Consider the following 20,697-nt stretch of genomic DNA (forward strand, 5'->3'; position numbering starts at 1 on the left):
CGTGGTGTAGAGCGTGTCCGCGTTGGGTGCGGTGACATCCCGGAACGACGCGTCCGGATATTGGCGCAGCTTGATGATATGGCCCATCGGCCCTCGCGTGCCCACGGGCTCCGCGACGTTGGTGATGATCCTCCGCGTCATCTCCATCGTCACCAACGGATAGCCGAATATGTAGGCGTCGCTCGCGAGCCAGAAGTCCTCCAAGCCCTGACCGACACCCAGGAAAGCTCCCTCCTCGGCGACGGCTGGTCGACCTATCGCCGCTCCGGTGAGCAGACCCATTCCGCCAAGCGCAAGATTGCGACGAGTGATCTCCATTGTTCTCTCCTTGTGTACAAATCGAATGGTCTTCAAAGAATCGTCTGGCTGCCTCGACTGTCGGCCTGCCGTGAAGGGCGTCCGATCCTCCGGTCAGGGCTGCATCCTGATCCCGAGCGCCGCTCTCATATCCTTGAAGACCACTGCGATGGCTTCGATGATGAGCTGGTCAGGATGAGCCTTGCAATGTTGGATCACTTCGTGCTCGGCCTCACGGGACTTCTTGATGTCGAGGTAGTGCTTGCGCGCGAGGCCGTTGTACCAACCGCTGTACCAGGCAGTGAGAAGATCGGCGTCTCCCTGCCACGTTCCGGCGAGTTGCGCGCATGTCAGCTTCTGAACATCCAGATAGCCTTCGGCGTTGGCATAAGCGCTCAGGTCCGTCTGCGCATGCGCCGACTGAATGCTGGCGACGATCAACGATGCTGCAATCATGGCGGTTCGTCCCATGATCCCCCTCCTGTGAGCTCGCGTGTTCGGCTTAGATTGGGCCGACCTTCCCTGTCGGCCGAGCGGCTGTGACGCGACGGTCGCGTTGCTCAGTAACAAGGCGGATACGGATAGTATCCGCACCGCGGGGCGTAATAGGGATAGGCTGCCGCAGCTCCAAGGGCGGCCGCACCCGCGACTGCAGCGCCGCGGTAGTAAGCACCTCGCCAGGCGGTGCGGCGAGCAACGCCGGCAAAAGACAGCGGCGTGAATGGACGACCGATGATGTCGATAAAGATCGACGCCGGTCCATCAGCCCCCGCAAGGTCACCTTCGAGCATATCGACATCGAAAGTCAGCCTGTCGCCTTCGAGCTTGGGCGATTTCAGGACGACGACGGCGTCGGCTACCGATGATCCGTCTTTCCTGAACCCGGACACGGTGGCGTTTGGAGGATCTTTCGCGAAATTGTCACTGCCATTGCCCCAATCCTCGACAATTCGCGACGTAAGATCGTGACCAGCCGCCCTCACGGGCCGATCGGCGAACACGATCGCATTCGGTGAAACCCCCGTCAGCACAAGCTTCCCGTCCTTCAAGCTCGCACCCCGCGAGTTGAGGACGAAGAGCGATGGCACGACTTCCGGCTTTGCCTGACCTATCGACTTCTCAAGCGGTACATGTGGTTTGCTCTCGGGTGCAGACTGGGAAAGCACCTTATGGGGAGCGGCAATCAATCCGGCGACACAAAATACGAACAGAGCTGAGCGAAGGATCATGTTTGTTATTCCTTTGGAAAGCGCAATTTCGGCAATCAGCTTCGCTAAGCATTTCGCGCCAATTCAAATCGCGCGTCTTGCCATTTCGCGCCAATGATCGGAATTGTCATTGCCGAGCGGCGTGAGACCTCTTGCGATGGCTCGCTCGGCTCTGCCTATCGGCAAGTTGCCTGTAGATGATGGGCTGAATTTTCATCACACGCACGAAAGTACGGCTGAAGCTGCTAGGGTTGCTGTAGCCGACGAATTTCGCGATTTCCGACAGTGGCTTGCCTGAGTCCACGAGCAAGCGACAAGCGATGTTCAAGCGAACTTCCGCAAGCATTTCGCTGTGGCTGGTGCCCATGCGACCAAGGTGACGCTGTAGCGTGCGCGAGCTGAACTTGAGAGCGCGAGCGGTGCTATCAAGGGTTGCGTCACCGTGTCGCAGCGACGCGACAATGACTGCGCGGACCACCTGGGCTGAAGGCAATCGGACAGCTCTCATCGGTTGGGCTGAGGCGTGAAGCCCGTGCTCCTGCAAAGAAACGACGCTCCAAGATAAAGCAGTTTAGGGCATCGATCTGGCCATCAGCCGCCAAAACTTTCGCCAAGCGGAATTCGTCGAACGTGTTATTGCATCTGATTGCTCGATAAACACAACCCAAGAGAGTTCCGGCCTGCTAAGCTGCGATCGCGGCAAAACTTCTTGGGCAGGTAGTAATGACCGTCATTCCATTGACCCGCTGTCAATTTTTGATTCCATTCGCTGAGCTTCATTCTGAAATAGGCGGCCCTACGGCGGCACTTCTCGCCAAGTTTCAACTCCCGACGTCCTTTGAAGAAAAAGCGGATCATTACGTGCCTTTGCTGCCGGCGGTTCGGTTCGCGACGGCCGCTCAGCAAAAGCAGGGCCTGTCGGAAATTGCCTTTCGCGCAGCCCAACGACTTTCGTTCGAACATTTGAGCGAAACCATGCGGGCGCGGGTGCGCCATGCGCCAACCCTATTGGTTGCCCTGCAGCAAATATGCCGGTGGGCGCCGTGCGAAGATACGATCCTTCAACTATGGCTCGAGCCAAGCGGCGAGAGTTTGAAGATTTGCAGCAAGCTTATTGGAACGGAGGGCATTTCTCATCTTGAGATATCCCAGTGGCTTCAGAACATATTCGTCCTGCACATCGTCCGTCAGTTCGCCGGGATGAGTTGGTCTCCGAGAGTGATTGCGTTTGAAGCGATCTATACGCCGAGCCCAGAGGTCCAGTCGCATTGGCCGAACACGCGCTTCATGTCGGGTCAAAAGGCCTCATGGATCGAAGTGCCGGTCGAACTCCTCAGCCTTGCAAATCCCGCAAACGACGTTCGGTCAACGCCGGCCGATCACGCGCCGCAGTCATTCGGAAAGGACGTCGTCAGCGCACTGAAGCTGAGCTTACCCTCCTACCTGGATCAAGGAGGCCTCACGATCATGCAGGCCGCCGAGATGATGGGAGTGAGCAGCAGGAGTCTGCAGCGGAGGCTTTCGCTTGCTGGTCTGACATATTCCGGTCTGCTTGAGCAGGCGCGCTTCAACAATGCGGCCAAGCTTCTGGGCGACTCTGAAATCAAGATCATCGACGTGGCATTCTCATCGGGCTATGCCGACCCTGCCCACTTCACGCGAGCTTTCCGCCGGATTTCCGGCTGCACCCCGCGGGAGTTTCGGGAGAGGTCGAGGAACGGACAAGCCACGATCGATCGGCCTGCCGCCCGCCCCAATGGCAATCGCGCCTAGCGAAGGTTCTCGCATTGAACGCGCCGCCATGTAACACAGGGCTCCCGGCTCCCGGATCGATCTTGAGCGCGGCATTGTGCGCGCTCCTTGTCGCCGTCCCGGTTGCGAAGGCCTTTGCCGCAAGCGTTGATGGCCTTGCCAATGCTCCGGTGCCGACGATCTATCTCGACCTCAGGACGATCTACGCGCAGGTTCCGGCAGGATCGCTCGCGTTCGGCTTTGGACGTCCGACGCTGTTCAATACGCAGACGCTTGCGGCATCGGGCGGCCCGGCATTTCCGGCGGGCCTGCCAACAGCGAAATCCCTCAATATGGATTTTCCGCTGACGGTCGATGTCACCGAAAGCGTCTCGCTCTATGCCGGCGTCTCTGGCAGTTCGACGAACTTCGGAAGCGCCGGCTTTTCGTCCTTTCAAATCACAAGCTGGAACATCGGCTTCCAGGCCGACCTTTACCAGCAGAACGGCGGGACCTTTCCTACCGCGACGCTGCAATCGACCGTCACACAGTCGATTCCCAATCGTCCGCTGGGCACAACCTCCTTCAACAACATTCTCGAATTTGACTATGCGCTCGATTCCGATGAGACCAGAGGCTTCCTCAGCGGCATCCAATACACGCGAACCGACGTCGATGGTGCGCTGGGAAGGGTCAACCCGAACACGATTGCCTATGTTGGTGGCTACTATCAATGGCCGAACAATTGGAAGTTTACCGGCCGCGTGGGCTTGCAATCCTTCGAAGGCGCGCAGCTTCTGAACCTCGCGTCGATTCAGCCCTTTGCACAACCGATCGTGCGGCTCGATCTCGACCGCATGGATGATAATGACAACCGACTGTTTGGCATCACAGCCGAAATCATGTGGGTGCCGAACCCCGCCTATCAACTGACGTTCAGAACGCCTCTGTATGCCGTCAAGAACTAGCTGGCGCACGAGCAAGCAAGCACCGAGACCATCCGACGCGGGTGCGAGCGACCCGCTCCCGGCCGTGCTGTGACGACGGGTATATCTACCCCGGGTCACTTGACCGTATCCTCTGCGGCCATCACCGGGTCGGCCATCGGCCCGCCGGGATGCGGCGGCAATCGATGCGGTGACACGGCCAAACAGCCATGGCGTCGGCCGTCACCCGAAAAACGAAGCGCGCCGGTGGCAACCGATCGTCCGGCTATCGCTGATCGTCGAATGGCTTGATCGAGTGGGCCGGCGCGCGCGCCGGCTGGATCGTCAGCCGATAGGCGATCAGGTTGGTGCCATCGAATGCCTCAAGCAAGTAGTCGCAAACGGGACAGTGATACTCACCCTTGGCGCCAGGTTCGGACCATAGCTCCAACCGCCGGAAACCTGCGCCACAGCACGCGCACGTTACATCCGCTTTCCGCACGTTGATCCTCTTGGCAGGGTTCCGCAGGACGTAAAAACACCAGGTGAACTCGGCAAAGCAGCGATGGCTGTCGCCTGACCGAGGCGAAAGCAAATGTCATGGAACTCAGGTTCGCATTCTAGGCAAGATGCTTCGGCAGCAAAGTGCAGGTTGTGGCTGGAGTGGTTGATGACAGCTGCCTGACCTTTTCGAACGCGCGCCCTCCTACATTCCGTTGATCTACGTCAAGCTCGCGCGCCGAAATTGTCGCAGCTTCACGGCTCGCAAAATCGTCCGTGAGGGAGGACACGCCATGCTTCGTTGTATCCTCGCCGCTCTGGCGGCTCTGGTTCTCGTTGCAGTTTGCCTGATTCCTGATGACGCCTATGCCCGCCGTGGAGGAGGCGGCGGCTTCCGCGGTGGCGGAGGCGGTTTTCACGGCGGCGGAATGCGTGGCGGTGGCATGCATGTAGGTGGTGGAAGGGTTCATGGTGGAGGATATCGCGTTGCCGGCCGTCCAGGTGGCCGACCGATTGCAGGGCGTCCGGGCTATCCCGGTCGACCGATTGCGGGGCGCCCAGGCCGCCCGGTCGCCGGCTATCCCGGCTACGGCAGAGGCTACTATCGGCCAGGCTGGGGCTACGGTGCTGCTGCCGTCGGCGCAGCGGCCGCGGCCGGCGCGTATGGCGCCTATGGCTACTACGGCAACCAAGGCTGCTACTACAATGAATACAGGCAAATGATCTGCCCGCAGAACCAGTATCAGTATTGATCCGGCTGAGCAGCAGTCGATGGACATGCGGTTGCACCGCACGGGCTCGCTGTCGAGCTTCGGTCAGGCATCGGCATGTCCATGTTGAATGGATCGACCGCAAAGGAACGCCACGATGGCCATCGTGGCGGTCCCTTGAATTTGCATTCCCGAGGAGACGACTAGATGGAGTACGACGCCTTCACCGACGCGAGCCTCAAGATGATGTACGAGGCTGTTCGCGGCGCGCTCGAAGCCGACGATGAGTTCGCGGCAAACGGTGAAGAGCCAAAATTCCGGGTCCGGTCGACGGCCGAATGGAAGCGGCATGCCAGCAATCTTGAGGCCGAGATTCTGAAACGGGGGCTCCAGATCGACATCATCGACTGGACGAAGGGCGGGGACGAGCTGTCGCTCTAGAGCCGTGTCGAGCCCGCGCGAACGCGGGCTCGAACGCCGGCAACTTTGCCACTCTCCGATCATCGTGCCGCGGCGACCCGTCCTGCGCATGGTCGTGAACGCTCGCGACGAGGAATAGCGCGCAGCGCCCTCGTCCGGGTCGGTGCCGGCACGATCACGCTCGCTGTGGTCAAACCGGGCCGTGCGATCCCGGTGGCACCATGTACAGGGTCATGGCGAAAATCACATAGATGAGCACGAGCAAGGCGCCGATAAACCATGCCGACCGTCCGCTGTTGGTGATGAAGCAGGACGTCACGGAGGCGATCATGACCATCGTCACGGCCCCCGGCCAGAACTGCAAATCCATCGGCTTCGGACCGACGACGTAGCTCAGAAGCACCAGTGCCGGCGCGACAAACAAGGCGATTTGAGACGCGCTGCCGAGCGCGATGCTAACGCTCATGTCGAGACGGTTCTTGCGCGCCGCAGAAAACGCGACCGCCATTTCTGCCGCGGCGCCGACCAGCGCGACGATGATGAAACCGACGAACGCCGGGCTCAATCCCAGCGTCTCGCCCGCTTTCTGCACCGAGCTCACGAATATTTCGCTGACCAGTGCGACCAGCACCGTGACCACGAGAAGGGTGCCTATTGCAAGTCCGATCGGCCAGCCGGCGCCGCCGGTTTCGCCATGCTCCTCGCTTGCAAACAGCTCCTTGTGTGTCTTGAGCGAGAACAGCAAGCCGAGTCCATAGACACATATCAGCAGCACAGCGAGGCCCGTACTGAGAGCCAGCGCCATCGCTTCGCCGCGCGCCGGATCGAGGTCGGCAACAGCCGAGGGCGCAAGCAACGCAATCGTTGCCATCAGCAGCAGCGCTGCGTACATCCTTCCGCCGGCCCGATTATATTCCTGAACGTGATGGCGGAGCCCACCGAGCAGGAATGATGCGCCGAGCATGAAGAGTGAATTGGTGACGATGGCACCAGCGATCGATGCCTTGACCAGCATGTACTCTCCGGCATGCAGCGCGGCGATCGCGATGATCAGCTCGGTCAGATTGCCCAAAGTTGCGTTGAGCAGGCCTCCGACTGCGTCGCCGGTTTTCTCTGCGACGCTTTCCGTCGCGTGGCTGAGAAGGGCAGCCAACGGCACGATGGCCAGAACAGCGAGCACAAACAGGGTGGTGTGTGCGGAGGGAGCTGCTGTCTCGACCGCCAGCACGATCGGCACGAAGACCAGCATCCAGAGCAGTGGATTATGTCGAATTTCCTTGAGCAGAAGGTGCATGGTACCGCCCGGTCGAAACGAGGTCGAAAGCAGTTTCTGAACACCGCAGGCAGCGTAACCTTGATCTAGCTCAACAATCCGGCGCAACCGTCGCGCCAGTCACGGCCTGAGCCTTTCCCGAACGGTCAGAAGCGCGTCCATATTTGCCGGCTCCCTCCCCCTTTTGACCTAGATCAACCCGTGGCCGACCAGATTGCGGTTGTTCTCGCGGACATCCTTGATGAGCAGCTCAGGAGCTTACAATGACGAGGAACGCAGCTGTCGCAGCGATTGCATTTTTGGTGACGACCTCGTCTCTCGCTTTCGCGGCAGAGACATCCACGACGGTCGGAGCTGCGCAACCCAGCGCCGCCGACCTGAAGAGCCTGACGGATATGCGTGTCGGCATCGTCAAGGCCGCCTTGCAGCTGACACCCGATCAGGAGAAATACTGGCCGGCCATCGAGGATGCCATCCGTGCGCGAGCGAAAAACCGGCAGGCTCGGTTGGAGCGGATTGCCGAACTCCAGGAGAACGGACCGATGGAGGCCCTTGGTGGAAGCAATCCGGTCGAGATGATGCAACGCAGGGCAGACCGGCTGATTCAGCGCGGGACCGATCTCAAGAAGCTCTCCGATGCCTGGGAGCCGCTCTACAAGACATTGAGCGATGATCAGAAGCGAAGGATGGCATTCGTGTCGTTCGCCGTCATGCGCGGCGTGCGAAACGCGATCGAGCAGCGTGGCGGTCCGGACGACGAGGACGAATAGGGCCAACCGGACCGCACGCGAACAGCCCCTTGCAGGTTTGTGCGTGAAATGATTGGACGCTCGAAAGGGCGAGCGTCGCGCGTATCCGCCAACGAAAACGCCGTACTGCAACCGTCCATTTATGTTGCGGGCGATTCCAGGTTGCGGCGCGCACAGGCGCTTCGCCGGAAAGCACCGCGTTCATCAACCCGGTCATTCCGGCGGCGGAAAGCGGTCGAAGGTCGGCAGCTCATGCGCATCCTCCATCCAGCGCAGCCGCTCCGCGACCTGGATATGCATCGTGGCCGGCACCCGATCGGGGTCGTCATAGGTGCCGCTCTGGATGTCGATGAACCCGGGCAGCATGTTGCCATTGGTATAGAAGAGTCCGCTGCCGCAGCTCGCGCAGAAATGCCGCCGGCCATGCTCCGAGGATCGGTAGATCCTGGGCTGCCCCTTGGTCACCTTGACCATACCCTCGGGAACCATCACCCAGCCGACCATCGGCGCGCCGGCGTGGCGCCGGCAATCGGTGCAGTGACACAGCGCATGGACGACCGGTTCGCCCGTCACCTCGTAACGGATCTCGCCGCAGTGACAGCCGCCGGTGACGTCAGCCATGTTTTCCTCCGCTCGATCAGTGGTTTGCCGAGTCGATAACGCTGCGAGCAGCAACGCTTCAATTGCGCATCTTGCCCTTGCGTCGAGCTGTCGCGCGGTCCCCTGCGCCCCCGATCATTCGGGTCTCACGAAATCGTCATCCTGCCCTCGGCCCCGCCAAAGCCCCGGGAATAAAGCCCCGGCCCCGCCGATCATCTTCCCGGAAACCCAATCCCTGGGCCCACGGGAGACCTGCCATGAGCGGACACGATCACGACCATCGCGATAAGGAAAAAGGCGTCAGCCGACGCAAGGTGCTGGAATGCATGACCTGGGCCGGCACCGGCGTGCTGTGGACCGTCACCGGCGGCGTGCCGCATTCGCTCGGCATCGTCGGCTCGGCCGCCGCTGCGGAAGCGGCGCCCGGCATGACCTTCATGCAGATCAGCGACAGCCATGTCGGCTTCGACAAGCCGGCCAACCCGAACGCCATCGGCACGCTGGACGAGGCCATCAACAAGGTCCGGGCGATGCAGGTCAAGCCGTCCTTCATGATCCACACCGGCGACATCACGCATCTGTCGAAAGCGTCCGAATTCGATGACGCCGATCGCATCATCTCGCAGGCCAAGCTCGACGTGCACTACGTGCCGGGCGAGCACGATTTCATCGACGAGGAGGTCAAGCTCTACAAGGAGCGCTACGGCCGCGGCACCAAGGGTCCGGGCTACTATTCCTTCGACGCCGGCGGCGTGCATTTCATCGGCCTCGTCAACGTCGTCGACCTCAAGGGCGGCGGCCTCGGCAATCTCGGCAACGAGCAGCTCGAATGGCTGGAGAACGACCTCAAGGGCCGTTCGAAGTCGACGCCGATCGTGTTGTTCGCCCACATCCCGCTGTGGACGGTCTATCCGCAATGGGGCTGGGGCACCGAGGACGGCGCCCGCGCGCTGGAATACGTCAAGGGGTTCGGCTCGGTCACGGTGCTCAACGGCCACATCCATCAGGTGATGCAGAAGGTCGAGGGCAACGTCACCTTCCACACCGCGCGTTCGACCGCCTTCCCGCAGCCGGCGCCGGGCTCCGCCCCCTCGCCCGGCCCGATGAAGGTGGAGGATGCCAAGCTGCGCAGCATGCTCGGCGTCGCCAGCATCAACTTCAAGCAGAACAGCCAGCCGCTGGCGATCATCGACACGCCGCTGCAAGGCTAAGGGACAAGACCGATGAGTTCGATCAATCGACGCGACTTCGGGATTGCCGTGGTCGCGACCATGCTGCTGCCGGTCACGGCGGCCCGCGCCGAGGATACCGCGGTCCATATCGACAACTTCTCGTTCACCCCGCCCCAGCTTGACGTGAAGGTCGGCACCACCGTGACCTGGACCAACCGCGACGACATCCCGCACACCGTGGTGTGTGCGGGCAAGTTCCGCTCCAAGACCATGGATACCGACGGCACCTTCTCGTTCACCTTCACGGAGCCCGGCGAGTACAAGTATTTCTGCTCGCTGCATCCGCACATGACAGGCAGTGTCAAGGTTGGGTAACGTGACAACCCATACAATCACAACCATGCCCGGCCGGTGGCCCTCTGCCCCCGGCCGGACACGAGCCGTCTCTCGACATGCCGGGCAGAACACGATGGTTGTCAACGCGTCGCAAGACGATCCCGAAAAGGCGCGGCGCTTCCGCGAGGCCGCGCTGCCGTATCTTGACGACGCCTATACGCTGGCCCGCTATCTGCTGCGCGACGCCGCCGACGCCGAGGATGCGGTGCAGGAATGCTATCTGCGCGCCTACAAGCATTTCGACAGCTACCGCGGACCTGCGATGAAGCCGTGGCTGTTCGCGATCCTGCGCAATGTCTGCCGCGCAGAATATGCAAGGCGCAAGACCGCTCCAACCGCGGTCGAGGAGTTGCCCGAAGGCGGCGAGCAGACCCCGCTGTGGAATGAAGCCCCGGAGACCCCGGAAAAGCAGCTGCTGCGCCGCTTCGACGGCGAGACCGTGCGCAAGCTGGTCGCGGCGCTTGCCGAGCCGTTCCGCGAGACCTTCGTGCTCAGGGAAATCCAGAATCTTTCATACCGCGAGATCGCCGATGTCGCCGCCGTGCCGGTCGGCACCGTGATGTCCCGCCTCGCGCGCGCCCGCGCCATGCTGCGATCGGCCTGGCTTGCGGAACAGGAGCAAGCGAAATGACCTGCGAGGAAGCCGAAGTGCTGATCCACGCGCTGATCGACGGCGAACTCGACGCCGGCCATGCGCGCGAAGTGGAAGCCCATGTCGAGGGGTGCGCGCATTGTGCCGCGCTCATGAAGGAGTACCAGGAGATCCGCCAGGCGATCGCCGAGAGCGATTTGCGCTACAAGGCGCCGCTCGAGCTGCGCCGCAAGATCGAGAAGTCGCTGCCGCAACCACAAGCGCAGGCGGCGCCGACCCGGCGCTCGGTGCTGCGCGGCTTCGCGCTGGGCTCCGCGGTGTCGGCGATGGCAGCGACCGGCCTTGTCGCGATCGTGCTGCGCAACGATGACGAGCAGCGCATCGAGAACGAGGTGGTGTCGGCGCATCTGCGTTCGCTGCAGGCCGGCCACCTCACCGACGTGATCTCGACGGATCAGCACACGGTCAAGCCCTGGTTCAACGGCAAGCTCGACGTCTCGCCGCCGGTGATCGATCTCACCGCGCAGGGCTTCACGCTGATCGGCGGCCGGCTCGACTACGTCAACGCCCGCGAGATCGGCGCCGTGGTCTACAAGCGGCGCCAGCACGTCATCAACCTGTTCGTGGCGCAGACCGCGAACACCGACCGCAAGGCGGCGAAGATTTCGACGCTGCAGGGCTTCAACATCCGCCGCTGGAGCGACCGCGGCCTGAACTACTGGGCGGTCAGCGATCTCGGCGCCGACGAGCTGAGCGAGTTCGGCGACAAGTTCGAGGGCGCGATGCGCGCGAACAAGGAGGGGTGAGTCTTGTAGCCCGGATGCAGCGCAGCGTAATCCGGGGACGGTCTTACCCGCTTTGATAACCCGGATTTCGCTTCGCTTCATCCGGGCTACATCGTGAGGCCTACGCCGACTTGCGCACCGCGTTGTCGACCAGCGTCTTGCCGAGCGACCAGATCGCGCCGGGCACCTTGTGGCTGCCGGCGATCACGTCGTCGAACGACTTCTCGATCCAGGTGCAGTCCTCTTCGGTGATCGTGAGCGGCGGCAGCAGCTTGATGGTGTGGAGGCCGTGGCCGGCGACCTGGGTCAGGATCTTGTGATCCTTGAACAGCGGCACCGTGATCAGCTGGCAGAACAGGCCCTTGTTGGCGGTCTCCAGCAGATTCCACGACGCCTTGAGCCGCAGCGATTTCGGCGGACCGAACTCGACGCCGATCATCAGGCCCTTGCCGCGCACTTCCTTCATCAGTTCATAGCCGGGCACCATGCGCGTCAGCGCTAGACGGAGCTCGGCGCCGCGTTTGGCGGCGTTCTCGACGAGCTTCTCGGCCTTGATGACGTCGAGCGTGGCGATGCCGGCGGCCATCGCAAGATCGTTCTTGGCGAAGGTCGAGCCGTGCACGACCGCGCGATCCATCTGGTTGAAGATCTTGTCGAAGATGTTCTTGCGCGTCAGCAGCGCGCCGATCGGCACGTGACCGCCGGACAGCGCCTTCGCCAGCAGCACCATGTCGGGCTCGATGCCCCAATGCTCGATCGCGAGGAATTTTCCGGTGCGGCCGATGCCGGTCTGGATCTCGTCGGCGATGAACAGCGTGCCGTATTTGCGGCACAGCGCCAGCGCGCCGGGCAGGAACTCGTCGGTGGGCATGTTGACGCCCTTGCCCTGGATCGGTTCGACGATGAAGGCGCCGACCTGGCGCGACGACAGCGCCTTCTCCAGCGCCTCGAGATCGTTGAAGGGAATCGGGGTGCAGCCCGGCAGCAGCGGCTCGAATCCGCCGCGGAAATTCGAATCATCCGTCAGCGACAGCGCGCCGTAGGACAGGCCGTGGAACGAATGCCCGCAATAGACGATACCGGGGCGACCGGTCGCGCCGCGCGCGAACTTGATCGCAGCTTCGACGGTTTCGGCGCCGGAATTGGCGAAAAACACCTTGTCCAGATATGGAACATGTTCCAGAAGCCGTTCCGCGAGCACGCCGGCGAGCGTCGAGACATCGAGCTGCACGAGATTGGGCAGATCGGCGTCGAGCACGCTCTTCAGCGCCTGGCGCAGGGCCGGATGATTGCGGCCAATCGCAAAAACGCCAAATCCGCTCAATAGATCAAGGTAACGAGCCCCATGACGATCGAAGAGGTATTGGCCTTGCCCCTTCTGGAAGCCGACGTCGTAGCCGATGGTCTTGAGAACGCGAACGAGCTGCTCGTTGAGGTGACGCGTGTGCATGGCACCGCGCTGCCCCTCGCGCTCCACAAAAATCTCGGAAACGTCTAAATTGGAACTTACCATTCGTTACATACGTCGGTTGATGGCCATCTCGTCAACTTAAAACGCTCGCTAGCGGCGTTTTGACCCCCGCTCGGATCGTCCAGTTAAGCACAGGTTTGGACCATGTTGCACTGCCCAAGAACTTTCGCGCGTACAATAGCCTTTTCAGGTTTATTTTTGGCCACCGTATTATCACCGGCACTTGCAGCGGACCCGACCGGCGACTGGAAGGTCGCTGACGGTGTCGCCACCATCCGCGTCGCCCAGTGTAATGGCAACATGTGGGGTGCGGTGTCCTGGGAAAAAACCCCGGGCGGCAAGGATAAGAACAATCCTGATTCTGCAAAGCAGAGCAGGCCGACGCTCGGCATGCCGATCCTGATCGACATGAAGAAGAAGGCCGGCGCCGATGCGTGGGAAGGTCAGGTCTACAACGCCAAGGACGGCCAGCTCTACAGCTCGACCATCAAGCCCGTCGGCACCGATCAGCTCGAGATCCAGGGCTGCGTGCTCGGCTTCCTGTGTGGCGGCGAGACCTGGACCCGCGTCGGTCCGCCGATTCCGGTGAGCGCCGCCGGCAACCCGGCGGCGAAGGGCACCCAGCCCAAGTCAACAGCACCGCAGAAAACCACCGGCGCCGTGGCGCCGGCCACCAAGCCGGGTCAAAAGCAGGTCCCGGGCAACGCCAATGCGCAGGCTGACGCCGTGGGCGATATCTGCCTGCTTCCGGACATCGCGCGACCGACGCATTAGCGGAAGCCTGCGGGGAACACCGTCCGCTGACATCGCGGCTCGGCGGCGCCTGCCGCCAAGCCGGTCCGACAGCGAACCGCCAGCGCGTCAGGTGACGTCGTTGGCGATATCCTCCTCCTTGACCTCGCGCGGCTTGCCCATCAGCGCCGGCTGGAACAGCAACACCGCCGCGAGCGTGGTGACGAGCGAGAGCGCCAGCAGCTTGCCCATGCTCGCGGTGCCGGGATGGCTGGACAGCCACAGGCTGCCGAACGCGGTCGCCGTGGTCAGCGCGCTGAAAAAGATCGCGCGTGTCAGGCTCGACTGCAGCAGATTCGTCCTGCCCTGGCGCCACGCCGTGACATAGTAGATCTTGAACGCCACACCGACGCCGAGCAGCAGCGGCAGCGCGACGATGTTGGCGAAGTTGAGCGGCAGCCCGATCAAGACGCAGATCTCAAGCGTGACGATGCCGGCGACCAGAAGCGGCACCAGCGTCATCAGCACGTCGACGACGCGGCGCAGCGTGAGCCACAGCAGCAGACCGATCGTGACCAGCGCCAGGATGCCGGCGTGGATGAACGCCTTCACGATGACGTCGCCCGACTTCAGGATCGAGACCGGCCCGCCGATCGCGGTCGGCTCGGCGGCGAGCACGGCGTCGGCAAAGCGGCGGAGATTGTCGTTGTCGTTCGGATCGCCCTTCGGCTCCACCTCGACACGCATCAGGCCGTCCTTGGTCTTCCAGCTGTCGACGAGTTCCGGCGGCAGACTCTGCAGCGTGACGGTCTGGGCCTGCAGCGTATTGCGGAGCTGATCGAACACGATCTTCATCGGCGCGACGAAGACGTCCTGCGCCTTGTCGCGGGTCGCCTGGTTCGAACCGGCGAGCTTCTGCAGGGCGTCGGCGAGCCGGCGCGCGGCCACCGCGCCCGGCCCCTTGCCGTCGCCCGCGGTCTTGCGCAGGCTGTCGACCGAGCTCTTCAGCGACTCGACATTCTCCTGATCCGACGGCGCCGGATCGACCGAATCCGGATTGAGCGCGGGACCGAGCGTCTTGGCCGCCTGCGCGATCAGCTTCAGCTTGGCCGGCTGGTCGTCGGGCACGAAGCTGTCGAGCGACATCACGCGCGACACCTCCGGCAGCTTCTCGAGCTTGGCCTCGATCTTCTTGGCGTCGGCTTCCGAGCGCGTCATCACGTTGATGGCGTTGGCGCCGGTGTTCGGATCCTTCCGCAGGTCGAGGAAGGTCGCGATCGATTCCACCTTGGAATTGCGCAGATTGATCGGGTTGAAGTCGAACTTCATGTAGTGGAGCAGCGGCAGGCCCGCGACCGTGACCAGCAGCGTGCCGACGATGATCGGAACGCGATGCTTCTCCAGGAAGAGATCGAGCGGCGCCAGGAAGGCGTAGCCGACCGGCTCCTTCTCGCCGGGCGGATTGAGCAGATCGAGCAGCGCCGGCAGCACGGTGATGCTGGTGACGAACGCCACCAGCATGCCGGCGCCGGCGATCTTGCCGAGCTCCGAGATGCCCTTGTAGTCAGTCGGCAGGAAGCAGAGGAAACCGGCGGCGGTTGCCATCGCAGCGAGCGACAGCGGCACCGCGGAGCGGCGCGCCGCGTTTTCCAGCGCCAGCGTCAGATTGTCGTTCTTGAAGCGCTCGGAGCGGTAGCGAACGCTGAACTGGATGCCGAAGTCGACCCCGAGGCCGATGAACAGCACGGCGAAAGCGATCGAGAGCAGGTTCAGCGAGCCGACCATCATCAGGCCGACCGCCGTGGTGATGGCAAGCCCGATGAACAGGTTCACGAACACGGCGAAGATGATCTTGCCGGAATGCAGCGCCATCCAGAGGATGACCAGCACGATCACCACGGTGCCGATGCCGTTGGTGATCGCGCCGTCCTGCACGGTAGCGTATTCCTCGTTGGCGATCGGCACGGGTCCGGTCAGGCGAACGCGCGCGTGATATTCGGTCGGAAATTTCAGATCGGCCGCCGCCTGGCGGATCGCGTCGGTCGCGCCCTTGCCCGGCTCCAGCGCCGAATAGTCGATGATCGGCTTGATCTCGATGAAGGCGCGCTTGTCCGAATCGGTCAGCGGCTTGTCGCTGGTGAACTCGCGCCAGGAGAAGGTCGCGTTGCCCTTGGCGAGGACGGTCTCGACCGTCTCGGAGATCAGGTTGAAGGGCGGCGCCGTATTGTCGAGCTTGACCTGCCCGCGCTTGACGCCGGCAAGGCCGGTCTCGAGCGCGCCGGTCAATCCGCGAATCGAGGGATCGCCGGCCATGATCTCGATCAACGGTGCGGCCGCTTCGAGCTGGCCCGCGACCTTGCCGACCTCTTCGGTCGGCAGGAACAAGAGGCCGTTCTTCTCGAAGAATTCGCCGGAGCCGAGCGCGGTGATCGCTTCGAAGTTCTTCTTGTCGGCCTGCAGCTTCGCGGTGAGCGCCTTCGCGGCCGAGCTGGTCAGCTCGGGCGTCGCTGCCTCGACCACCGCCAGGATCAGCCGCTCGCGATCAAACGCTTCCTCGAACTGGTTGTCGCGCTTGCGCCAATCCAGATCCGGCGAGATCAGCTTGTTGATGTCGGTGTTGATCGAGAAGTTGCGGGCCGTGTAGAAGCCGGCGCCGATCGACAGCAACACAGAGATAATCACAACCGGAAGGGCAAAACGCGTACAGGTCCTAACAACGGAGACGACAATATTTGTCAGCACTTCGTTTCTTTCTAATCTCGGGGAAGCATGGCCGAAAACGCCCGCTCTGTAGCGGAGTTCCCGGGACCGATCTAATGTTGTTTTGGTTATCTTCCTCGACGGGACGGCGAGGAGGTTCCAAAGCACAGGAACGGCCACGAATGGCCGGTATAAACCGCATGAGTGGGCGATAAAGTGACGAACAAGTGAGGGAGACGGACGGTCGCAGGGACCGGAACCCACACCATATTACCTCCAACTCCCCTCCTTCGTGGCCCTGCCCCACTCGAAACGCTACCTTTTTGCCACAAATCCCTGTATTTCCATGCGCTTGGGGCACAGATCCCTTCCAGGAACTGTGATGGCGCGGACCGTTGCAACTGACGTTGCGAGGTCCGACGTGTGGAGTGCGTTGCCGAAAAGGCCGCAGGGCATTGAACGAGATTGGTGCAATTTGCGTAACGGACGTCCGATGGAAGTGTTTCTTGCTCAGCCGCGCGGCTTTTGCGCGGGCGTCGTGCGCGCGATCGAGATCGTCGAACGCGCGCTCGAGAAGTATGGCCCGCCGGTCTATGTCCGCCACGAGATCGTGCATAACAAACACGTCGTCGAGAGCCTGAAGAAGAAGGGCGCGATCTTCGTCGAGGACCTCTCCGAAGTGCCGGCCAAGGCGGTGACCGTCTTCAGTGCCCATGGCGTTGCCAGGAGCGTCGAGGAGGAGGCGGAAGCCCGCGACCTGCCGGTGCTCAATGCCACCTGCCCGCTCGTCACCAAGGTCCACAACCAGGGCAAGCGTTATATCTCAAAGGGCCGTGCGTTGATCCTGATCGGGCACGCCGGCCATCCCGAGGTCGAAGGAACCATGGGGCAGGTTCCGGGGCCGGTTCTGCTGGTCCAGAGCGTCCAGGATGTGGCGGAACTGAGGCTGCCGAGCGATGCGCCGGTCGCCTACATCACCCAGACCACCCTGTCCGTGGACGACACCAGGGACATTATCGCGGCTCTTCAGGCAAAATTTACAGATATTCAAGGCCCGGACATCAGGGATATCTGCTATGCGACACAGAACCGCCAATCTGCGGTAAGGGACCTGAGCAAACTGGTTGACGTCATTTTGGTGGTGGGGGCCGCCAACAGTTCCAACTCGAACAGGCTTCGTGAAATCGGCACCGAGGTCGGCGTCGCGAATTATCTCATTGCCGATGGGAGCGAACTCAATCCGGATTGGCTCAAGGATGCGAAGGCCGTCGGCATTACGGCGGGCGCTTCTGCGCCTGAAGTTTTGGTCGACGATGTGATCGAGGCCCTGCGGCGCATCGGACCGCTGTCGGTCTCGGTCGTTCCGGGCCGAGAAGAGAATATCGAATTCCGGCTGCCAGCCGAACTGACTGCGGGCTGATCTGAACCCACATCCCTTTGATAAGTGCAGAAAGAAATCGTCTAATGGCTATACCGTTCTTCAAGGAAATGCGTATCGGCGGTTATCTGATCAAGCAGAAGCTGCTTGGCCGCAAACGCTATCCGCTCGTGCTGATGCTGGAACCCTTGTTCCGTTGCAACCTCGCCTGCGTCGGCTGCGGCAAGATCGACTATCCCGATGCGATCCTCAATCGCCGCATGACGGCGCAGGAATGCTGGGATGCGGCCGATGAATGCGGCGCGCCGATGGTGGCGATTCCCGGCGGCGAGCCGCTGATCCACAAGGAGATCGGCGAGATCGTGCGCGGCCTCGTGGCGCGCAAGAAGTTCGTCTCGCTGTGCACCAATGCGCTGCTGCTCGAGAAGAAGCTCGATCTGTTCGAGCCGTCGCCCTATCTGTTCTTCTCGGTGCATCTCGACGGCCTGAAGGAACATCACGACAAGGCGGTGTCGCAGAAGGGCGTGTTTGATCGCGCCGTCTCGGCGATCAAGGCGGCGAAGGCGCGCGGCTTCACGGTCAACGTCAATGCCACCATCTTCGACGGCCATCCGGCCGAGGAGATCGCCAAGTTCCTCGACTTCACCACCGAGCTCGGCGTCGGCGTCTCGATGTCGCCGGGTTACGCCTATGAGCGTGCGCCGGATCAGGAGCACTTCCTCAACCGTACCAAGACCAAGAAGCTGTTCCGCGACGTCTTTGCGCTCGGCAAGGGCAAGAAGTGGAACTTCATGCATTCCGGCCTGTTCCTCGACTTCCTCGCCGGCAACCAGGAATACGAGTGCACGCCCTGGGGCATGCCGGCGCGCAACATCTTCGGCTGGCAGAAGCCCTGCTATCTGCTCGGTGAAGGCTACGCCAAGACCTTCAAGGAGCTGATGGACACCACCGATTGGGACACCTACGGCACCGGCAAGTACGAGAAGTGCGCCGACTGTATGGCCCATTGCGGCTACGAGCCGACCGCGGCCACCGCGGCGATCAACAATCCGCTGAAGGCGATGTGGGTCGCGCTGCGCGGCATCAAGACCACGGGCCCGATGGCGCCCGAGATCGACATGTCGAAGCAGCGTCCGGCGCAGTACATCTTCGCCGAGCAGGTGCAGAAGAAGCTCTCGGAGATCCGCCGCGACGAGGCTGCGGCCGCCGCCGCCAAGCAGCAAGCGAAGGCCTCGACCGCCGCCTGAAGCTCGATGTGAGCGAAAGCAGAAACATGAAAGCCCCGGTTCAGCGAACCGGGGCTTTTTTCTTGGATCAGGATGCCGCCTGCTCTTCCAGTCTCGTGCGCTGAAGCAATTTCTCGATCTCGGCGGCGCGCGGCGGACTGAGTGTGCCACGCTCGATCCCGAGCGGGACATTGCGTAAAGCAAGCTCGCGATACAGCGCGCCGGATGGAGGAAATCGCTCATCCAGCGCCCGGAGGTGCTTGAGGATCGTTCCGACGTCGCCGCGCGCCACGCAGCCGCCCATGCCATTGGCCAATCCGCCGTCGAGAACGGCCGCGACCGTCCCCCGCAGCAGCGGCATCATCGCGCGCAATGCGTCGGCCTCGCTGGCGCCAAAGCTCTTCCAGAGCTCGACGCCTTCCTTGAGCAGCGCGATCAGGAACGGGCCGACATAATATGCCGACGCATGATAGAGCGCCCGCGCACCGGCCGGCAGCGCCAGCGGTTCGCACCCGATGCGCGTCGCAAGCAATTCCAGGTCACGCCTGAAGTCGCCCTCTGCCTCGATGCCGACGGTGCATCCGCGCAATCCCTCGAGCGCGACGTCGGGATTGGCAAACATCTGCATCGGATGAAATCCGCCGGTCGCGGCGCCCGCGGATTTCGCCTGAGCGAGCGCCGTCAATTCGGTCGCGCCGCTGCAATGAACCACGCGGTGACGCGGCTCCCAGCGCAAATCGCGGCACACCGGCAGGATCGCGTCGTCGCTTACGGTGAGGAAAACCATGTCGCAGCTGTCGACGACATGCTGCGCGTCGGTCATCGGCCTTGCCGACGGGATGCGGGATCCAAGCCGCTGCGCGGCGTCGGCACCGCGGTTGTAGAACGCCGCGACGTTCAGCCCGGCGCGGGCGAACGCCGGCGCGAGCGTTTGCGCCACGCGGCCGGCGCCGATGAAGCCGATCCGCAACGCCGCCAGCGTCGTGCTCATTGCGCGTAGCTCCCGTCGATGCGGTCGAGCCTGCGCCGCAGCGCCGGCCATTCCAGCAGGCCGTAGCCGGCCTGCAGATTTTGCGCTGATTCATTCAGCACCGGATTGGTGTCGCGCTCATTGTCCAGCGTGATCTCGGTGCCGGCAAAGCAGGTCACCGTGTTGCCGATCGCCATCTCGGTCGGCGCATGCAGCGGCCGGCCGCAGCCGAGCGCGTCGACCTGGATCCGGCAGGCCTGCTCCAGCCAGTAGATCGCATTGAACGCCTGCGGAATCGTGTTGCCGCAAACCAGGAGGCCATGATTGCGCAACACCAGCACATTGTTGCGGCCGAGATCGGCTACGACACGGTCGCACTCGTCCCGATCGATCGCCGGCCCCTCGAAATCGTGGTAGCCGATCCGTCCGTGAAACCGCATCGCCGTCTGCGACAGCGGCAGCAGCCCCTCGGCAAGCGTGCTGACCGCAGTGCCGGCCCTGGTGTGAGTATGCAGGACGCAGTTCACGTCGGGCCGCGCGCGATGGATCGGGGCGTGCAGATAGAAACCGGCGACGTTGACGTTGTAGCCGTGGTCGGGCTGCAGCAGGGTGCGGCCCTCGATGTCGATCTTGACGAGGCTCGACGCGGTGATTTCCTCGTACAGCATGCCATAGGGATTGATCAGGTACTGATCGTGATACCCCGGGACCTGTGCACTGATATGGTTGTAGATCAGGTCAGTCATTCCGTAGAGCGCGACCAGGCGGTAGCACGCCGCAAGATCGACGCGGGTTGCCCACTCCTGTTCTCCGACGACGGCCCTGATATCGTTGACGGCACAAACTTCGATCTGACGCAT

The 20,697-nt window shown here is 62.3% G+C and carries 21 protein-coding genes and 1 pseudogene; 12 read left to right on the forward strand and 10 right to left on the reverse strand.

Annotation, left to right across the window (positions count from 1 at the left end):
• From PMN64_RS24270 to PMN64_RS24285, 4 genes and pseudogenes are all read right to left on the reverse strand, one after another.
• A pseudogene (locus tag PMN64_RS24270) lies at window positions 1–318 on the reverse strand (hypothetical protein); the annotation flags it as partial.
• Between the two features lie 93 nt (window positions 319–411).
• Window positions 412–753: an HdeA/HdeB family chaperone gene (locus tag PMN64_RS24275; RefSeq protein ID WP_028338671.1), complete on the reverse strand. Its 342-nt coding sequence runs from the start codon at window positions 751–753 to the stop codon at window positions 412–414.
• A 104-nt stretch (window positions 754–857) separates the two neighbouring features.
• Window positions 858–1,526: a hypothetical protein gene (locus tag PMN64_RS24280; RefSeq protein WP_245288624.1), complete on the reverse strand. Its 669-nt coding sequence runs from the start codon at window positions 1,524–1,526 to the stop codon at window positions 858–860.
• A gap of 106 nt (window positions 1,527–1,632) precedes the next feature.
• Window positions 1,633–2,013 (reverse strand): helix-turn-helix domain-containing protein, encoded by a 381-nt coding sequence (locus PMN64_RS24285; protein WP_028338672.1) that lies wholly within the window; start codon window positions 2,011–2,013, stop codon window positions 1,633–1,635.
• A 215-nt stretch (window positions 2,014–2,228) separates the two neighbouring features.
• Here PMN64_RS24285 and PMN64_RS24290 point away from each other — a divergent pair, with 215 nt between their 5' ends.
• From PMN64_RS24290 to PMN64_RS24305, 4 genes are all read left to right on the forward strand, one after another.
• Window positions 2,229–3,278, forward strand: a complete 1,050-nt coding sequence (locus PMN64_RS24290) for a helix-turn-helix domain-containing protein (RefSeq protein WP_411782441.1) — start codon at window positions 2,229–2,231, stop codon at window positions 3,276–3,278.
• A gap of 59 nt (window positions 3,279–3,337) precedes the next feature.
• Window positions 3,338–4,204: a hypothetical protein gene (locus tag PMN64_RS24295; protein WP_411782457.1), complete on the forward strand. Its 867-nt coding sequence runs from the start codon at window positions 3,338–3,340 to the stop codon at window positions 4,202–4,204.
• Window positions 4,205–4,956: 752 nt separating this feature from the next.
• Window positions 4,957–5,415, forward strand: coding sequence for a hypothetical protein (locus tag PMN64_RS24300; protein ID WP_411782442.1), 459 nt, complete (start codon window positions 4,957–4,959; stop codon window positions 5,413–5,415).
• A 165-nt stretch (window positions 5,416–5,580) separates the two neighbouring features.
• The gene (locus PMN64_RS24305) at window positions 5,581–5,814 is read left to right on the forward strand and encodes a hypothetical protein (RefSeq protein ID WP_411782444.1); all 234 of its coding nucleotides are present in this window, start codon (window positions 5,581–5,583) and stop codon (window positions 5,812–5,814) included.
• Between the two features lie 169 nt (window positions 5,815–5,983).
• On the opposite strand, the gene cax is transcribed toward PMN64_RS24305, so the two are convergent.
• Window positions 5,984–7,087, reverse strand: coding sequence for a calcium/proton exchanger (cax, locus tag PMN64_RS24310; protein WP_028338678.1), 1,104 nt, complete (start codon window positions 7,085–7,087; stop codon window positions 5,984–5,986).
• Between the two features lie 374 nt (window positions 7,088–7,461).
• Between cax and PMN64_RS24315 the strand changes: the two genes are divergently transcribed.
• Window positions 7,462–7,836, forward strand: a complete 375-nt coding sequence (locus tag PMN64_RS24315; protein WP_411782445.1) for a Spy/CpxP family protein refolding chaperone — start codon at window positions 7,462–7,464, stop codon at window positions 7,834–7,836.
• A 192-nt stretch (window positions 7,837–8,028) separates the two neighbouring features.
• On the opposite strand, the gene PMN64_RS24320 is transcribed toward PMN64_RS24315, so the two are convergent.
• Window positions 8,029–8,436 (reverse strand): GFA family protein, encoded by a 408-nt coding sequence (locus PMN64_RS24320; protein WP_304499354.1) that lies wholly within the window; start codon window positions 8,434–8,436, stop codon window positions 8,029–8,031.
• Between the two features lie 236 nt (window positions 8,437–8,672).
• On the opposite strand from PMN64_RS24320, the gene PMN64_RS24325 reads away from it, so the two are divergent.
• The 4 genes from PMN64_RS24325 (at window position 8,673) to PMN64_RS24340 (ending at window position 11,381) form a co-directional block, all read left to right on the forward strand.
• Window positions 8,673–9,626, forward strand: coding sequence for a metallophosphoesterase family protein (locus PMN64_RS24325; RefSeq protein ID WP_411782446.1), 954 nt, complete (start codon window positions 8,673–8,675; stop codon window positions 9,624–9,626).
• Between the two features lie 12 nt (window positions 9,627–9,638).
• On the forward strand, window positions 9,639–9,962 hold the full coding sequence (locus PMN64_RS24330; protein ID WP_028338682.1) for a cupredoxin family copper-binding protein: 324 nt from the start codon (window positions 9,639–9,641) through the stop codon (window positions 9,960–9,962).
• Window positions 9,963–10,056: 94 nt separating this feature from the next.
• Window positions 10,057–10,614 carry a sigma-70 family RNA polymerase sigma factor gene (locus PMN64_RS24335; RefSeq protein WP_018270594.1) on the forward strand — a complete coding sequence of 186 codons (558 nt, stop codon included), beginning with the start codon at window positions 10,057–10,059 and terminating at the stop codon, window positions 10,612–10,614.
• Window positions 10,611–11,381, forward strand: a complete 771-nt coding sequence (locus tag PMN64_RS24340) for an anti-sigma factor family protein (RefSeq protein WP_304499352.1) — start codon at window positions 10,611–10,613, stop codon at window positions 11,379–11,381. Before PMN64_RS24335 ends, PMN64_RS24340 begins: the two co-directional genes overlap by 4 nt.
• Window positions 11,382–11,481: 100 nt before the next feature.
• Here PMN64_RS24340 and hpnO read toward each other — a convergent pair whose 3' ends face one another.
• Complete coding sequence (hpnO, locus tag PMN64_RS24345) at window positions 11,482–12,873, reverse strand: aminobacteriohopanetriol synthase HpnO (RefSeq protein WP_304499351.1); 1,392 nt, start codon at window positions 12,871–12,873, stop codon at window positions 11,482–11,484.
• A 102-nt stretch (window positions 12,874–12,975) separates the two neighbouring features.
• On the opposite strand from hpnO, the gene PMN64_RS24350 reads away from it, so the two are divergent.
• The gene (locus PMN64_RS24350) at window positions 12,976–13,605 is read left to right on the forward strand and encodes a DUF2147 domain-containing protein (protein WP_051447710.1); all 630 of its coding nucleotides are present in this window, start codon (window positions 12,976–12,978) and stop codon (window positions 13,603–13,605) included.
• A gap of 87 nt (window positions 13,606–13,692) precedes the next feature.
• Here the strand turns inward: PMN64_RS24350 and PMN64_RS24355 are convergent, their stop codons facing one another.
• Window positions 13,693–16,305: an MMPL family transporter gene (locus PMN64_RS24355; RefSeq protein ID WP_411782447.1), complete on the reverse strand. Its 2,613-nt coding sequence runs from the start codon at window positions 16,303–16,305 to the stop codon at window positions 13,693–13,695.
• A gap of 451 nt (window positions 16,306–16,756) precedes the next feature.
• Between PMN64_RS24355 and ispH the strand changes: the two genes are divergently transcribed.
• On the forward strand, window positions 16,757–17,683 hold the full coding sequence (gene ispH, locus PMN64_RS24360) for a 4-hydroxy-3-methylbut-2-enyl diphosphate reductase (RefSeq protein WP_411782448.1): 927 nt from the start codon (window positions 16,757–16,759) through the stop codon (window positions 17,681–17,683).
• A 44-nt stretch (window positions 17,684–17,727) separates the two neighbouring features.
• Window positions 17,728–18,888, forward strand: a complete 1,161-nt coding sequence (hpnH, locus tag PMN64_RS24365) for an adenosyl-hopene transferase HpnH (protein WP_411782449.1) — start codon at window positions 17,728–17,730, stop codon at window positions 18,886–18,888.
• 67 nt (window positions 18,889–18,955) lie between these two features.
• On the opposite strand, the gene PMN64_RS24370 is transcribed toward hpnH, so the two are convergent.
• Both PMN64_RS24370 and PMN64_RS24375 read right to left on the reverse strand, forming a co-directional pair.
• Complete coding sequence (locus tag PMN64_RS24370; protein WP_411782450.1) at window positions 18,956–19,858, reverse strand: Rossmann-like and DUF2520 domain-containing protein; 903 nt, start codon at window positions 19,856–19,858, stop codon at window positions 18,956–18,958.
• The gene (locus tag PMN64_RS24375) at window positions 19,855–20,697 is read right to left on the reverse strand and encodes a class II aldolase/adducin family protein (RefSeq protein ID WP_411782451.1); all 843 of its coding nucleotides are present in this window, start codon (window positions 20,695–20,697) and stop codon (window positions 19,855–19,857) included. Before PMN64_RS24375 ends, PMN64_RS24370 begins: the two co-directional genes overlap by 4 nt.

This window comes from Bradyrhizobium sp. UFLA01-814 (assembly GCF_046718885.1).
Classification (GTDB): domain Bacteria; phylum Pseudomonadota; class Alphaproteobacteria; order Rhizobiales; family Xanthobacteraceae; genus Bradyrhizobium; species Bradyrhizobium elkanii.

What these genes read in the sequence shown, in the direction of transcription:
- PMN64_RS24305 (WP_411782444.1), top strand. Translation starts at nt 5,581, where the DNA reads ATGGAGTACGACGCCTTCACCGACGCGAGCCTCAAGATGATGTACGAG.
- PMN64_RS24315 (WP_411782445.1), top strand. Translation starts at nt 7,462, where the DNA reads ATGCGTGTCGGCATCGTCAAGGCCGCCTTGCAGCTGACACCCGATCAG.
- PMN64_RS24320 (WP_304499354.1), bottom strand. Translation starts at nt 8,436, where the DNA reads ATGGCTGACGTCACCGGCGGCTGTCACTGCGGCGAGATCCGTTACGAG.
- PMN64_RS24300 (WP_411782442.1), top strand. Translation starts at nt 4,957, where the DNA reads ATGCTTCGTTGTATCCTCGCCGCTCTGGCGGCTCTGGTTCTCGTTGCA.
- PMN64_RS24370 (WP_411782450.1), bottom strand. Translation starts at nt 19,858, where the DNA reads ATGAGCACGACGCTGGCGGCGTTGCGGATCGGCTTCATCGGCGCCGGC.
- hpnH (WP_411782449.1), top strand. Translation starts at nt 17,728, where the DNA reads ATGGCTATACCGTTCTTCAAGGAAATGCGTATCGGCGGTTATCTGATC.
- PMN64_RS24375 (WP_411782451.1), bottom strand. Translation starts at nt 20,697, where the DNA reads ATGCGTCAGATCGAAGTTTGTGCCGTCAACGATATCAGGGCCGTCGTC.
- hpnO (WP_304499351.1), bottom strand. Translation starts at nt 12,873, where the DNA reads ATGGTAAGTTCCAATTTAGACGTTTCCGAGATTTTTGTGGAGCGCGAG.
- PMN64_RS24325 (WP_411782446.1), top strand. Translation starts at nt 8,673, where the DNA reads ATGAGCGGACACGATCACGACCATCGCGATAAGGAAAAAGGCGTCAGC.
- PMN64_RS24350 (WP_051447710.1), top strand. Translation starts at nt 12,976, where the DNA reads ATGTTGCACTGCCCAAGAACTTTCGCGCGTACAATAGCCTTTTCAGGT.
- PMN64_RS24275 (WP_028338671.1), bottom strand. Translation starts at nt 753, where the DNA reads ATGATTGCAGCATCGTTGATCGTCGCCAGCATTCAGTCGGCGCATGCG.
- PMN64_RS24335 (WP_018270594.1), top strand. Translation starts at nt 10,057, where the DNA reads ATGGTTGTCAACGCGTCGCAAGACGATCCCGAAAAGGCGCGGCGCTTC.
- cax (WP_028338678.1), bottom strand. Translation starts at nt 7,087, where the DNA reads ATGCACCTTCTGCTCAAGGAAATTCGACATAATCCACTGCTCTGGATG.
- ispH (WP_411782448.1), top strand. Translation starts at nt 16,757, where the DNA reads ATGGAAGTGTTTCTTGCTCAGCCGCGCGGCTTTTGCGCGGGCGTCGTG.
- PMN64_RS24285 (WP_028338672.1), bottom strand. Translation starts at nt 2,013, where the DNA reads ATGAGAGCTGTCCGATTGCCTTCAGCCCAGGTGGTCCGCGCAGTCATT.
- PMN64_RS24330 (WP_028338682.1), top strand. Translation starts at nt 9,639, where the DNA reads ATGAGTTCGATCAATCGACGCGACTTCGGGATTGCCGTGGTCGCGACC.
- PMN64_RS24340 (WP_304499352.1), top strand. Translation starts at nt 10,611, where the DNA reads ATGACCTGCGAGGAAGCCGAAGTGCTGATCCACGCGCTGATCGACGGC.
- PMN64_RS24280 (WP_245288624.1), bottom strand. Translation starts at nt 1,526, where the DNA reads ATGATCCTTCGCTCAGCTCTGTTCGTATTTTGTGTCGCCGGATTGATT.
- PMN64_RS24290 (WP_411782441.1), top strand. Translation starts at nt 2,229, where the DNA reads ATGACCGTCATTCCATTGACCCGCTGTCAATTTTTGATTCCATTCGCT.